Origin of the sequence: Stenotrophomonas sp. YIM B13575 (assembly GCF_042787595.1) — a bacterium.
Taxonomy (GTDB): domain Bacteria; phylum Pseudomonadota; class Gammaproteobacteria; order Xanthomonadales; family Xanthomonadaceae; genus Stenotrophomonas; species Stenotrophomonas lactitubi_B.
On record NZ_JBHZOP010000008.1, the window covers coordinates 1 to 13,582 of the forward strand.

General features: G+C 66.2%; 16 protein-coding genes. 4 read left to right on the top strand and 12 right to left on the bottom strand.

Annotation, left to right across the window (positions count from 1 at the left end):
• Positions 1-73: 73 nt before the first annotated feature.
• Entirely contained in the window at positions 74-244 is a 171-nt protein-coding gene (locus ACFX4F_RS01150; RefSeq protein WP_162887695.1) for a hypothetical protein, read from the bottom strand.
• A 218-nt stretch (positions 245-462) separates the two neighbouring features.
• Between ACFX4F_RS01150 and ACFX4F_RS01155 the strand changes: the two genes are divergently transcribed.
• Positions 463-849: a DUF2628 domain-containing protein gene (locus ACFX4F_RS01155; protein ID WP_099820563.1), complete on the top strand. Its 387-nt coding sequence runs from the start codon at positions 463-465 to the stop codon at positions 847-849.
• Between the two features lie 72 nt (positions 850-921).
• Here the strand turns inward: ACFX4F_RS01155 and ACFX4F_RS01160 are convergent, their stop codons facing one another.
• The 5 genes from ACFX4F_RS01160 to ACFX4F_RS01180 form a co-directional block, all read right to left on the bottom strand.
• Positions 922-3,456 (bottom strand): methyl-accepting chemotaxis protein, encoded by a 2,535-nt coding sequence (locus tag ACFX4F_RS01160; RefSeq protein WP_099820562.1) that lies wholly within the window; start codon positions 3,454-3,456, stop codon positions 922-924.
• 235 nt (positions 3,457-3,691) lie between these two features.
• The gene (locus ACFX4F_RS01165; RefSeq protein WP_380651419.1) at positions 3,692-4,585 is read right to left on the bottom strand and encodes an NAD-dependent epimerase/dehydratase family protein; all 894 of its coding nucleotides are present in this window, start codon (positions 4,583-4,585) and stop codon (positions 3,692-3,694) included.
• A 142-nt stretch (positions 4,586-4,727) separates the two neighbouring features.
• Positions 4,728-5,501, bottom strand: a complete 774-nt coding sequence (locus ACFX4F_RS01170) for a LytTR family DNA-binding domain-containing protein (RefSeq protein WP_099820560.1) — start codon at positions 5,499-5,501, stop codon at positions 4,728-4,730.
• Positions 5,498-5,941 carry a sensor histidine kinase gene (locus ACFX4F_RS01175; protein ID WP_380651423.1) on the bottom strand — a complete coding sequence of 148 codons (444 nt, stop codon included), beginning with the start codon at positions 5,939-5,941 and terminating at the stop codon, positions 5,498-5,500. The genes ACFX4F_RS01170 and ACFX4F_RS01175 overlap by 4 nt, the downstream gene beginning before the upstream one ends.
• A gap of 36 nt (positions 5,942-5,977) precedes the next feature.
• Complete coding sequence (locus ACFX4F_RS01180; RefSeq protein ID WP_380651426.1) at positions 5,978-6,619, bottom strand: histidine kinase; 642 nt, start codon at positions 6,617-6,619, stop codon at positions 5,978-5,980.
• A gap of 177 nt (positions 6,620-6,796) precedes the next feature.
• Between ACFX4F_RS01180 and ACFX4F_RS01185 the strand changes: the two genes are divergently transcribed.
• Both ACFX4F_RS01185 and ACFX4F_RS01190 read left to right on the top strand, forming a co-directional pair.
• Positions 6,797-7,129, top strand: a complete 333-nt coding sequence (locus ACFX4F_RS01185) for a hypothetical protein (RefSeq protein ID WP_099820558.1) — start codon at positions 6,797-6,799, stop codon at positions 7,127-7,129.
• A gap of 129 nt (positions 7,130-7,258) precedes the next feature.
• On the top strand, positions 7,259-7,567 hold the full coding sequence (locus tag ACFX4F_RS01190; RefSeq protein WP_099820557.1) for a KGG domain-containing protein: 309 nt from the start codon (positions 7,259-7,261) through the stop codon (positions 7,565-7,567).
• A gap of 46 nt (positions 7,568-7,613) precedes the next feature.
• Here ACFX4F_RS01190 and ACFX4F_RS01195 read toward each other — a convergent pair whose 3' ends face one another.
• The 5 genes from ACFX4F_RS01195 to ACFX4F_RS01215 all read right to left on the bottom strand — a co-directional run bounded on the left by ACFX4F_RS01195 (position 7,614) and on the right by ACFX4F_RS01215 (position 11,295).
• Entirely contained in the window at positions 7,614-7,964 is a 351-nt protein-coding gene (locus ACFX4F_RS01195; protein ID WP_099820556.1) for a VOC family protein, read from the bottom strand.
• A 99-nt stretch (positions 7,965-8,063) separates the two neighbouring features.
• Positions 8,064-8,264 (bottom strand): hypothetical protein, encoded by a 201-nt coding sequence (locus ACFX4F_RS01200; protein ID WP_099820555.1) that lies wholly within the window; start codon positions 8,262-8,264, stop codon positions 8,064-8,066.
• Positions 8,265-8,347: 83 nt separating this feature from the next.
• Positions 8,348-8,962, bottom strand: a complete 615-nt coding sequence (locus ACFX4F_RS01205; RefSeq protein WP_243380189.1) for a Rossmann fold nucleotide-binding protein — start codon at positions 8,960-8,962, stop codon at positions 8,348-8,350.
• Positions 8,955-10,172: a CmlA/FloR family chloramphenicol efflux MFS transporter gene (gene cml, locus ACFX4F_RS01210; protein WP_099820553.1), complete on the bottom strand. Its 1,218-nt coding sequence runs from the start codon at positions 10,170-10,172 to the stop codon at positions 8,955-8,957. The genes ACFX4F_RS01205 and cml overlap by 8 nt, the downstream gene beginning before the upstream one ends.
• Before the next feature lie 217 nt (positions 10,173-10,389).
• Entirely contained in the window at positions 10,390-11,295 is a 906-nt protein-coding gene (locus tag ACFX4F_RS01215) for a LysR substrate-binding domain-containing protein (RefSeq protein WP_099820552.1), read from the bottom strand.
• A gap of 106 nt (positions 11,296-11,401) precedes the next feature.
• Here ACFX4F_RS01215 and ACFX4F_RS01220 point away from each other — a divergent pair, with 106 nt between their 5' ends.
• On the top strand, positions 11,402-12,871 hold the full coding sequence (locus ACFX4F_RS01220; protein WP_243380186.1) for an MFS transporter: 1,470 nt from the start codon (positions 11,402-11,404) through the stop codon (positions 12,869-12,871).
• An 86-nt stretch (positions 12,872-12,957) separates the two neighbouring features.
• On the opposite strand, the gene ACFX4F_RS01225 is transcribed toward ACFX4F_RS01220, so the two are convergent.
• On the bottom strand, positions 12,958-13,410 hold the full coding sequence (locus ACFX4F_RS01225) for a PA2169 family four-helix-bundle protein (RefSeq protein WP_380651434.1): 453 nt from the start codon (positions 13,408-13,410) through the stop codon (positions 12,958-12,960).
• Between the last annotated feature and the right edge of the window lie 172 nt (positions 13,411-13,582).

The following is a 13,582-nucleotide window of genomic DNA, read 5'->3' on the forward strand; positions in this document are numbered from 1 at the left end:
GACCGCGCGCTTCTGATGCGCACTGTGATCGCGCTGGCAACAGGCCAGCGCGATCGCGGCTGGTTTCCCAGGCTCAGTCGTTTTCCAGCACCGCCGGCGCCGCATCGCGGCTGGCCGCGATGCGTGCACGGTCCATCGCCACCGCCAGTTGCTGGCGGGCGAGCAGTTGTTGTGCCTGCACCACTTCGGGTGTCGGCAGGAGCACCGGTCCGGGTGCGTTTTCCGGTGTAGCGGGTGTGGTCATGCAACCTCCATGGACATACCGCTGCTACCCATGAAACACCGGGGTGGCAGCGGAACTGCGCACCCTATCCTAAAAACAAGGCGGATGGGTGACGGTGCGGCACCGGGACGCAAGCCCTTCGCCGTAGGAACGTCACAATTTTGACGCTCCAAGCTGGTTTGCTGAATGTGACTCACTTATCATGAAAACGTTTTCCTAACAGGGAAGTCCCTACTCACATGAATACCGTTGACCTCAGCCGCTTCAGCCCGAAGTGGCAGTTCCGCTTCAACTTCTTCCAGCAGCACGGCGCCCCCAAGGAGCCCGGCTTCAAGCAGGCGTGGAAGGCGCTGTCCTTCGGCGACCGCCTGAAGATCAACCTCAACTTCTTCGCCTTCTTCTTCGGCGCGATCTATCTGTTCATCCTGGGCATGTGGCGCAAGGCGCTGGTGGTGATCGGCATCAACATCGTGCTGATCGCGGTCAGCCTGGTGCTGCCGGACATCGTGGCCCGTGCACTGTTCATCGCGATGAACTTCCTGGTGGCGTCGAGCACCAACTACAGCTACTACCTGGAACAGGTGAAGGGCAACACCAGCTGGAACCCCTTCGAAGGCATGTTCTAAGCCGCAGCGCTCGACAGCGCAGCAGCACATCGACGCCCGGCCTCGGCCGGGCGTCGTCGTTCACGGCCCCGGTCAGGCAGCGCGCAACGTGGCCGTCGGGCGGTTGTCGGCCTGCAGGCGGAAGCGTGACACCGCCACCGCCAGCTGCTCGGCCTGTTCTTCCATCGCCCGCGCCGCCGCCGTGGCTTCTTCCACCAGCGCAGCATTCTGCTGGGTGGTCTCGTCCATCTGCACCACGGTCTGGTTGACCTGTTCGATACCGGCCGACTGTTCGCGCGAGGCGGCCGAGATCTCGGCCATGATCTCGTTGACCCGGCCGACCTGGCCGACGATCTCCTGCATCGTGCGGCCGGCGCCATGCACCAGCTGCGCACCGGCGCCGACATGGCCGACCGAGGCGTCGATCAGCTCCTTGATCTCCTTGGCTGCGCCTGCCGAGCGCTGTGCCAGCGCGCGCACCTCACTGGCGACCACCGCAAAGCCACGGCCCTGTTCGCCCGCGCGCGCCGCTTCCACCGCTGCGTTCAAGGCCAGGATGTTGGTCTGGAATGCGATGCCATCGATCACCGAGATGATCTCGGCGATGCGCTGCGAAGAAGTCTCGATCTGCTCCATGGTCTGCACCACCTGGCTGACCACCTGCCCGCCTTCGCTGGCAACGCCTGCGGCCGAGGCCGCCAGCTTGTTGGCCTGCAGGGCGTGATCGGCGTTCTGGCGCACGGTGGAGGTGAGCTCCTCCATGGACGCGGCGGTTTCTTCCAGGTTGGCCGCCTGCTGTTCGGTGCGGCGTGACAGGTCGCTGTTGCCCGACGCGATCTCGCCTGCGGCCAGGCGGATGCTGGAAGCGGACTGCTGGATCTGGCCGACGATCTGGGTCAACTGCTGCACGGTGCTGTTGGCATCATCGCGCATCACCGCGAACACCCCGTGGAAGTCACCCTCCATCCGCGTACTGAGGTCACCGGCGGCGATGGCGCGCAGCAGCGTCGACAGTGCGGCCAGGTTGTGGTCACTGACCTGCATCATGGTGTTCAGGGTTTCCACCATGCGGCGGAAATCATGCTCGAAGCGCTGCGCATCGCCGCGCACCGCGAAATCGCCCGCTGCTGCGGCGGCGGCCAACTGCTGGATCTGCTCGTTGATCGCCGCCAGGTTGCTCTTGGTGGTTGCCATGGCCGCAGTGAATACCGCCTTTTCGCCCGGCAGTGCCTCCATGTCCACGCTCAGGTCGCCCACCGCGTAGCGCTGCATCACCTCGACCAGGCGCTGGGTGACCGCGTTGCTGTCGGCCACCAGCTGGTTGCTGTCGGCCACCATGCGGCCGTACTCGCCCGGGAACACCGAGGCATCCATGCGGTAGCTGATTTCACCGGCATCATGGCGACGCGCCATCTCCGCCTGTGCGGCCATCACCGCCTGCAGCTGGCCACGCATGCCCTGCATCGCGTCCAGCAAGCGGCCCACTTCGTCGTTGCCCAGCACCGGCATGGCGGTATCCAGCTTGCCCGCGGCCACGTCGCCGGCGATGCGTACCGCCTGCGCCAGCGGGCGCACGGCCAGCCGCTGCAGCAGCAGGTAGACACCGCCGCTGAGCACCAGCGCGGCCACCACACCCACCAGCAGGATGATCCACAGCAGCTCACGGGCCTGCGCGATGATCACCGCGTGCGGCACCACCACGCCCAGCGCGAAACGCTGCGGCGCGTCACCCACCTGCAGCGGTACGTACAGGCGGACGTTGCCGGCAGCGTCGGGCTCGAACGCTTCGTACGTCTTGTCGGCGGCGATCTGCGCCAGCATACCGAGGGTGGCGGCATCGGTGCGCGGCTTGCCGATCTCGGCAGCATCGGCCGAGGCCAGCACCACGCCCTTCGGCGACAGCAGCTCGACACGGCCGGCACCCATCGGCGTCAGCGTGGCCAGGTGCTTCTGCAGCGCGTCCAGCGAGAAGTCGACGGTGAAGACACCGAGGAAGGTACCGTTCTCGACGATCGGCGTGCTGAGCGTGCTCATCAGCACCTGCTTGCCGCCGATGTCGTAGGCATACGGTTCACTGACCAGCGGCAGCTTGTCGCGGCTGGGCACCATGTACCAGTTGCCCGAGCCGCTGGGCGTCTCGGTGTAGTCGGTCATCGTCGACTGCTGCGGCTTGCCGTCCTGCCAGGCCCAGTAGCTCATGTAGCGGCCGGTGGCGTCGTGCGCCTCGCTGTTGACGAACTCGGCGTCCTTGCCGTCGAAGGCATTGGCCTCCCACATGGTGCTCTTGCCCAGCCATTCCGGGTGCGCGTGCAGCTGCTCGCCGATGACACTGGCCAGGCTGGCGCGATCGGGCACATCACCGCGCGCACGCTGGGCCAGCACGGTTTCCACCATCGCATCGTTGCTGGCGAAGGCCGTGCCCAGGTCGGCAGCCACCTGGCGCGCCTCGGCACGGGCTTCGCTGGCCATGGTCTGCCGCGAGGACGACACCAGCGCCGAACTGGCCTGGTGATAGATCAGGAACGCGGTCGCGCCGAAGCACAGCAACGCGATCACCGCGGTGCCCAGCATCAGCTTGTGGGCGATGCTGCCGGGGCGACGGGCAGCGACGGAACGGGAAGGAGGCATGGAAGGATCCGCAGGCAGTTCAGGTCGACCGGTGCCACCAGGGCACCGCGCAGATGCGCGATCCATCGCGCGGGCCGCCTGCCCCGCCGGATCGGAACCCGGCGCGGGAAGGCGCGCACCGGGTTAGCGGCCATGGCCGGGCGAGGTTGAGGCCCACCGCGCGGACAAACCTGAACCTGCTCAGCTGCGGCCGTCGACGCAGGCCTGTGCTGCTCGCCTGTTCTGTCCGGCGGCTCTATTCGGCGACGCGGTCGCGGATCCACTCCGCACGGGGCAGGACCTCGATGCTGCCCGCGGCGTACTGCTGCAGAACGTCCTCTGGACCGAACCGCGGCTGCCAGCCCAGCGCTGCACGCATCCGGCTGCTGTCGTAGACCCGGTCGATGCTGAGCGGCAGCGGCCAGCCACGGCGCTCAAACTCGGCCAGCAGCTGCGGTGCGCGGCGCGCCAGCACCTGGCGCGGATCGGCGGCCAGCTGCAGGCAGTCCTCGCGCCGGAAGGGCGTCGGCGCACAGGCGAGGTAACGCTGGAAGGGCGCGCCTTCATCGTGAAGCAGCGCGGCATGGGCGCTGGCCACGTCGCGCGCGTCGATACCGCGGTGCAGGCGGAACATCGCCATGCGGTCAGGCGGCTCGGGGAAGCAGCGTGCCATCCGCAGCACGCGCACGGTGAACGTTGCACTTGCCGCCGCTTCGGCAGCGGCCTCGGCCTGCAGTTTGGTGCGGTGGTAGATCGTGCGTGGCAGCGGCTCGGTGTCCTCGTCGATCCAACGGCAGCCGCCCGACACCACGGCATGGCCGTACAACGCCGTGGTGCTGGTCAGCACGAAGCGCTGCACGCCGGCCTCGCGCGCCAGCTGCAGCAGGTTCGCGGTCGCCTCCACGTTGATCTGCTGGAACACCGTGTCAGGCACCAGGCCCACGTGCGGCGCGTGCAGCGCCGCGGTATGGATCACGGCGTCGACCCCCTGCACGGCGCGTTCCAGCGCCCGGCGATCGGTGACATCGGCAATCACGCGCGTGGTGGCGAAGGGACTGCGGTCCAGCCCCACCACCTCATTGGCACCCGCCAGCGCACCGAAGATCGCGCGCCCTATCCGCCCGGAACTTCCGGTCAACAGAATCTTCATTGAATCCATTCACTCGACAGCGCCCGGGACCTACCGGGATGCCTCGATTCTAGGCAAGCCCGATGGCATCGGCGATAGGAACCGATGACATTCTGCATGCCATCGCCGTCGGGTCGGCGGCGCTTGGCCCGGCAGCAGGCACTCACGCCTCCGAGCGGGCCGACACCAGCCGCAGGAAGGCGTCGTTCTGGTAGCGGCTCATGCGCAGCTGCTGGCCGTTCTCCAGGGTGAGTACGTGATGGCCATTGAACCAGGGGTGGATCGTCCTGACCCGCGCGATGTTGACGATGGCCGAGCGATGCACCCGGGCGAAATGCCTGGGATCCAGCCGTTCAGCCAGGCTGTTCATGGTTTCGCGAAGCTCGTGCACGCGATCGGCCAGATGCAGTTGCACCGTATTGCGATTGGCGCGGATCCAGAGGATGTCCTGCACCGCCAGCAGCAGCATCGCCTCGCCATCACGTACGGCAATACGCTGCAGATGATCCTCGCGCCTGCGCAGTACATCCAGCGCCTGCAGCAGGCGCGTGTTGTCGGCGGCATTGGCGGCCTGGGCCAGCCGGCACTTCGCGCGCAGCAAGGTGGCCGCGAAACGCTCGCGACTGAAGGGCTTGACGAGGTAATCCAGTGCATTGGCCTCGAATGCGCGTACCGCATACTGCTCGTAGGCGGTGACGAATACCGTGGCCGGCATCCGCGCGGCGCCGATGGTGGCCAGCACGTCCAGACCGGTGATGCCAGGCATCTGCACATCCAGGAACACCAGGTCCGGCGACTGCGCGCGGATGGCTGCCACGGCAGACACTCCGTCACCGCACTCGGCTACATGGTCGATGTCCGCATCACCGTGCAGCAGGCGCGTCACCGCGCGCCGGGCGATCGGCTCGTCGTCCACCACCAGCACGCTCAGGCTCATGCGGCACTACCGTGCACGACAAACTCGGGAGCGTCATCGGCATCGTCCAGCATCCGCAGTGGCAACCGCACCCTGCAGGCCACACCGTGCGGCCAGAGCAGGTCCAGGCGCACCTCGGCCGCATCGCCGTACAGCTCGCGCAGGCGCAGCCGCGTATTGGACAGGCCGATGCCATGACCACCGGGCGCCCCGGGCTGCTGCAGCGTGCTGTTCTGGTTGCGCACCTCGATGCACAGCATGTCACCGTCGCGGCGGCCCTCGATCTCGATGGTGTCCTCGCCGAGGTTGCGGCCGATGCCATGGCGCAGCGCGTTTTCCACCAGCGGCTGCAGGATCAGGCTTGGAACCGCGCCATCCAGCAGTTCCGGTGCAACATAGATGCGGCTGTGCAGGCGATCCTTGAAGCGCGTGCGCTGGATGCCGAGGTACAGCTCGATCAACTCCAGTTCCTGGCGCAGGCTGATTTCCTGGCCGTCCTAGTCTTCCAGAAAAGCGCGGAGCAGCTCGCTCAGACGCAGCAGCATGTCTTCGGCACTGGCCTTGTCTTCATCCAGCAGGGTGACGATTGCGTGCAGCGTATTGAACAGGAAATGCGGCTGCAGCTGCGACTTCAACGCCAGCAACCGCGACTGCGCCAGCTCGGTCGCCAGCCTGCTTGCCTCTATCTCGCGGCGCACCTTTTCCTGCTGGAAATGCAGCGCCTGCTGGATCGCGAAAAGTGCCCAGTAGGTCAGCAGGCCCAGCGCGAAATGCTGGGCAATGAAATACCACAGCTGCTCGCCAAAACTGCTGGGCTCGAACCAGGTGGACACCAGGGCCCCCACCACCATCGCCAGCCCGGTGACCCCCACGCTGGCCAGCAGCTGCACCCCCAGACCGGCCAGCCTTCGCTCCGGCCGCAGCGGATAGCGTTCGCCCAGGGCGAACACCAGCGGCGCCAGCGCCGCCCAGGTGAACCACTGGATCATCGACCAGCGCAGGTAGACCTCAAATGGAAACGACTGGCCCTGCAGGCTGTGGCTCAACACCTTCTGCAGGGTGAAAGCGAACGCAACCGCCAGCCACAGCAGCAGGTAACGCAGCACGTCGATCTGGGTATGGCCAAGGCGGATCTTCATCGCATGCGTCCCGGTGCCCGGAGCGGGCCAGCGCCATCTTAGGCACAGCGTGGCCGGCAATGAATCGCGGCGAGGGCCGATTGCGATTGGTCCCGCTGTCGCGACGATTCGTCCCGGATCGATTGCGGGCGCGTAGCCTCCACCGCCAGATGGCGATGTCCCCAATGGAGATCCCGCATGTACAAGTCCCGCACCCTGCTCGCTACCAGCCTGTTCTGCATTGTCGCCAGCGCGACTGCGGCGCCGCTGCACTACCTGACCCTGATCAACCGTGCCCATGCACCTGCCACGTCGGTGGAAGTCGCGGTGAGCGAAACCGACGCATTCCATGCCTTGGCATTGGCCGGGCCCATCGCAGGAGGTGGAGGCCAGGCGACCGTGGCACTACGCGGGACCGGCTGCCGCGTCGATCTGCGCATCACTTTCAACGATGGGCGCCGCATCCTGTACAGCAGCACCGATGTCTGCCGCGGTGACCGCCTGCTGATCTCGGCGCTTCCCGCGCGGTAACCGGTTGTCAAACGCATGCGCAGGGCATGTGAGTCCGATGCCGCCAACGTCCACCTGCCGTTAGCCCGCGATGTGGAGCATGAAGCCGTCGCTGACGGCGGCATCCCATTTCGCACCCGGAGACCGGCAATGGCCAACTCACGCACTGGCAGCAGCAACCGTGGTTTTGCCTCGATGGACGAGGACAAGCAGCGCGCGATCGCGTCGAAAGGGGGGCGCGCCGCCCACGCATCCGGCAATGCACACCAGTTCAGCCCGGATGAGGCCCGCGTGGCCGGCCGCAAGGGTGGTGAAGCCATCAGCCAGGATCGCCAGCACATGGCCGCGATCGGGCGTGAAGGTGGCCATGCCCGGCATGCCGCCACCCGTCAGCAACAGCAACAGCAACAGCAACAGCAGGACATGCCCGGCAACCCTGACGGCAGCCAACAGGGTTGAGCGATCACTGCCCGCGTCGAAGGGCGGATCAGCCGCAGTCTTCAAGTCAGCGGTGGGCGAGGATGTTCAACAGGCGCCCGAACGGGTCGCGCACGTAGAAGCGACGCACGCCCCATGGCTCTTCGGCCGGGCCATATTCAAGAGCGATGTTCGCGCGTCGCAGGCGTTCAAGCACGCCCTCCAGGTCGTCCACTTCGATCGAAAGATCCGGCACCGGCGTACCCGATCCACCTTCGCTGGCAATGCTGAGCTGTGCCAGTGCAGTGCCCTGCCCCCCGTAGGTGACGATCCAGCCGTGGTCCATGACGATGTCCATGCCGAGAATGTCGCCGTAGAACGCAGCCGCCTGCGCAGGATCGGCACTGGCGATGTTGGCGACGACGCGTTTTACAGCCATGTGGCCGCTCCAGACGATCACGACCGCGGACCACGTGCCTGCGGCCGGGTGGAAAGGGGGCCTTGGATCGGGCCCCCCAATGCGAACGGTATGCAGGCCTCAGACGGCGCCGCACCTGTCCATGACACAGCGATCGTATTCGAACTGGCACTCCATGGCATCACCGCCGCCGGAAACGCAGGCCTGGTACGCCTTCCAGCACGGGAAGTCGCACGGCTGCACCGGACCGGCCACTGCCACCGAACCGGTACACGCAAGTGCAAACACTGCAGCAGCGATCACTTTCCTGATGACTCGCATCGATATCACTCCCTGATAGGCCTGGTGACTCCAGGCCGCATCACCCTACCCGCGTGTGCGGGAGAGGAAGTGAAAGCACCAGTTCAGCTTGCCAGCAGCTGTAGATGGCGCAGCTGCGCGCGCAGCTCCGCGATGTCGTGCCACGGCAGTATCGGCGAGTTCCCGCGCTCATCGGGAGGGTTGCCGGGAAGACCATCCGACCAGCCACCCGCGCCCACCAGCGGCAGCAACGGCCGCTTGTGCAGCCAGGCCAGACATACCTCGGAAATCGTACCTGCGCGCCCGCCGATGACGATGCAGGCATCGCCGGCCAAGGCCATGATCAGGTTGCGGGCATCGCCCATGCCGCAGGGCACCACCACCGTTGCCGGCCAGTCCGCTGCGGGCATGCTGCCTTCCGGAATCACACTCAGCACCGTGCCGCCAGCTGCGACTGCATGCTCGGCTGCCACCCGCGTGGCCGGGCTGCCGCAGCCGCTGACCAGGGTGATCCCACTTTCGGCGAGGAATCTCCCCGCCTGTGCAGCAAGGTCGAATGCCGGTGAGCCGGGGTCGGCACTACCAAGGATCGCGATCTGGGGCTTGCGGAAGGATGGTGTCATGGCGCGACCTGGCAATGGGAAGAGAAGCAGGGAGGCAGAGTCGATCAACACAGCGCGCTCGATTGCCCGAGGCGGGACAGTATCACGCTCATCCATCCCTCTCTGATGCTGGCTGCTCACTCCACGACCGTCGCAGCATCGCCAAGCCAACCAGGCTCAGCGCCGGCAGCAGCAGTCCATAGGCCACCAGCGGCCAGACCGTGTCGCCCGGCAGCAGCAGCGTCGCGAGCGTGCCAAGCGTGGCCACGATCAGGCTCTGCACGGCGTAGTACAGCGCCACCGCCGTGCCGGAAGCATCGGAAAAATCGCGCAAGGCACCGTTGGCCGCAACCGCAACGACCATCACGATGCCGATGGCGACCAGCCACATCGGCAGCACGACACTGGCAGATGACGGCGGCAGCATCGCCGCCATCGCCATGACCAGCACGCCGCCGATCATCACCATCAACCCACGCAGGAAGCTGCCACCCATGCCCCATCGCCCGATGAACCACGCGGCAAAGCGCGAGGTAACGATCATCACCAGCGCAACGGTCGCGAAGGCCAGGCTGAAGCCCATCGGCGAATAGCCTGCGCGCCCCATCAGCACACGCGGGGCGATCGAGAAGAACACGAAGAACGTGCCCATCGCTGCACTGAATCCAAGTGCGTGGACCCAGAACCCGGCATTGCCGAGGATGCGTGCGAAGGCTGGCGATGCGTGGCCGTGCTGTGGTGGCCGCGTTTCCTGCCAGCCCCGGCATGCACGCGCACCCGCCAGCAACCCCAACACACCCAGCGCGATGAAGATGGCCCGCCAGCCCAGCGCGTAGGCGATCAACGCGCCTAGAATAGGGCCGAGTGCCGGCACGAATGCCAGCATCGAGGCGAACAGACCATAGAGCGTGGCACCCTCGGCCGTATCGGCATACACGTCGCGCACCGTGGAGAAGGTAGCCACCAGTGCGGCCGACGCCCCAACCGCTTGCACGCCGCGCCACGCAAGGAACGCCCCACCACCACTACACGCGGCGAGCGCGAACGACGCCAGCGTGAACAGCAACGCGCCCATCAGCAGCACAGGCCGTCGCCCGATCCGGTCCGACAGCGGGCCGAAGATCAGCTGACCCAGCCCGAGTACGAGCATGTACAGACTCAGCGTCAACTGGATGATGGCAGGCGATGTGCCGAGTGCATCCGGCATGGCCGATACAACAGGCAGGTAGATATCCATGGCCAGCGAGGCCAGGAGGTCGAAGGGAGCCATCAACGCGATGGCGGCCGGCAGGGAATGGGCCCAGCGAAGGGCCTTTCGATCAGACATGGGGAAACATCCGCTCAGGAGGAAATCCGGCGGTGATCAACCCATTGCGTGGAATCCGCAGGAAAAGACCACCGCAACAACGTGCGTACCGTTGTTGCGGCTCAGCGGACTGTCTGCGGACCGTTCCCGTTGTTCATCTGATGATCCGGTGGAAGATCGAATACGGCCAGTGTAGCAAGGCAATTAGGGGTAACCGGCAACGGCGTCCGGCACGGCGTCAGGGCAAGAGCAGCATGTCGATGCGTCTGGAGGGCGTGCACCGCACCTGCTCGATGAGCCGGCGGACCACCGGCGAGGTTTCCTGTTCGCGGTACAGCGCAGCGATGGTCGAGGCGATGACCGGCCCCGCGATCGGCAGATAGACCACGCCCGGCAGCAGCAGCGTGCGCTGCAGTACCGACGGTACGATCGCCACCGCCCCATCGCCCACCGAGACCTGCGCGAGTACGGCGGCAAGATGGCCGGGACGGGAGCGGATGTCCGGCACGAATCCGCCACGGCGGGCGACTTCCAGCGTGCCTGCCGGCTGCTCCGGCATGATGAATGCCTCCTTTGCCAGCAGCGCCGGCTGCACCGGCGACGCCGCGCGGGCCAGCGCGTGCGATGCCGGCAACGCTACGCAGAACTGGTCTTCGATCAGGATGTGCGAACCGAGCGCATCGGGAATTTCCATAGGAAGCCTGCAGAACACCACATCGATGCGACCGTCCAGCAGCAGGTCCGGCAGGTCGGCCATCGGCCATTCGCCGACCTGCACAACCACATCGGGCGAGGCGCTGCGGAACCGCTGCAACTGCTCCTGCAGCGCGCCCGCATGGACCGCCGAACCCACATAGCCGATCTCGATCCTGCCGATCTCGCCGCGACCGGCGCGGCGGCCCACGGCCTCTGCCTGCTCGAACTGGCGGAGCACGTTGCGCGCTTCGGCCAGGAAGATCGCGCCGGCCGAGGTCAGTGTGACCTCGCGTCGGCTGCGATCGAACAAGGGCGTACCCAGGCGACGCTCGATCTCCTGGATCTGCACGCTCAGCGTCGGCGTAGCGATGCCCAGGCGCAGCGCGGCGCGTCCGAAATGCAGCTCCTCGGCCAGTGCGACGTAGTACTGCAGATGTCGACGGTCCATGCGCGCCCGGTCGTTAGGTTTGACCTAACGTACTTCAAGAACACGGGCAATGAAACAAACGATCGAAGCTGCTTGAATGGGGATTCTTCTTCCACCCGAGTACCTGGTGCCCCTCTCCCCTCCCCGCCGCAGGCCGCCCAACTGGATCCTGATCATCGCCTCGCTCGGCTGCACGATGACGGTGCTGGAAACCAACGCCGTGGCCGTTGCGTTGCCGACCATCGCGCGGGACCTGCAGGCTGACTTCGCCGACATCGAATGGGTGATCAGCTGCTACATCCTGTCCTTCACCTCGCTGCTGCTCCCCGCCGGTGCCATTGCCGATCGCCATGGTCGCAGGCGCGTGCTGCTGATCGGCATCGCACTGTTCGCCATCTCATCGCTGACCTGTGCGTTGGCACCTACGGCCAGCGCCCTGTATGTGGCCCGCGCGTTCCAGGGCGTGGGCGCGGCCTTCCTGCTGGCGCCGTCACTGTCGGTGATCGGCCACGAGTTCCACGAGGGCAAGCAACGCGACGATGCCTGGGCCTTCTGGGGCACGGCAATGGGCATGATGATGGTGCTCTCGCCACTGATCGGCGGGCTGTTGTCCTCGCTGTGGGGATGGCGATCGGTATTCATCGCGATCCTGCCCTTCCTCGCCTTCCTGGCCTACGGCGCGATCCGCTGGGTTCCCGACTCCGCCGACACGGTGGTACGACCGCTCGATCCGCCCGGCATCATCACCTTCAGCATGGCGATCTTCGGCATCGTGTTCTTCCTCGTGGAAGGACTCGCGCAGGGATGGACATCGGGGGTGGCGCTGGCCGGCCTGGGCCTGGGCGTCGCAATGGGTGCGCTGTTTGCCTGCATCGAACTCAAGCGTCGGCATCCGATGGTCGACCTGCGGCTGCTTGCCAGCCCGCGTTTCGTCGGTGCACTCATCGCCATGATCGGCTACGCGGTCAGCGCGCAGGTGATGGCCTCGATGCTGCCGCAGTACCTGCAGAACGGCGTCGGCCTGAGTGCCCTGGCCACGGGTGCAGGCATGCTGCCGTTCGCTGCGGCGATGCTGCTGTTCCCCAGCGTTGGCAGGCGCCTGGGCCGACGGTTCTCGAGCGAGATGGTGCTGGCCACCGGCCTGTCGGTCACTGCCGCTGGCAACGCGCTGGCCGGTATCGGCGCGTGGCACCACATGCCGACGGTGGCGCTGCTGGCGATGGTCATCATCGGCGCAGGCGGTGGCATCCTCAACGGCGAAACCTCCAAGGCCATCATCGGCTCGGCACCTCGTGACCGCGCAGGCATGGCCTCGGGCATCAGCGCCACGACGCGCTTCGTCGGCATCCTGCTCGGCTTCACGGTGCTCTCCAGCGCCTTGACCGTCGGCATCCGCGCCGGACTGTCAGCACGCGTTCCCGCCGACGACGTCATGCGCCTGGCTGACAGCATTGCCACGGGTGCACTGACCAAGGGAGCCTCGATCGATCTCGCACGGGCGATCTACAGCCAGGGGTTTGCCACATCCCTGTGGACCGCCGCCGTTGCAGCGACGCTGGCCAGCCTGTCCGTTGCCCTGCTAAGGAAGCGTGATTGACGGCAGGTGGTAGCAGGCGCAGAAACGGCCAGGGCAGCACGAAGCTGCCCTGGCCGTGGCGATGTGGGGGCGATCGCCAGATGCGATCAGGCAGCCTTCATCGCGTGCTTGCGATCACGCATCACCGCATGGCATTCCTGCACGTCCGGCAGCCACTGGGTCACTTCCTGGCGCACCGACGGCGGCAGGTCGTTGTCCTTCAGCACGTCCTTGAACGCGCCCAGCAGGCGATCCTCGGACTCCTCAAGTTCGGCCACGTAGCCGTAGTTGGTATCGCCGAAGGCAGCGCGCACCTTGCCGTAGAACTGCTGCATGGAACCGACCATGGTGCCGTGCTCGGCCGGCTTGCCACCGGTGGCGGCCACCGAGCTGCTCAGCGAGGACACGATGCGGCCCTTTACCCCGGCGATGCGGACGAACAATGCCGACAGCTCGGCATCCTTCACCTTCGTTGCGGCTTCCTCGTAGAAGGACTTGCCATCACGTGCGATCTCGATCAGGTCGTTGAGGCGATGCTCGATGGTGGACTGGGTGCTCATGTGTAGTCTCCTCGTTGGGGAAAGGACAACAGTGGTATCCGTTGCCTGCCACACCAGACTGGCCGAACGCGCGTGGTTCGCGGGTGAGCACCGATTGATGCGGCGATCATGCTGCCCAACGGCACCCCACTGGATCACGCGGGCGACGCGGCGTCTTCACTGCATCTGAATC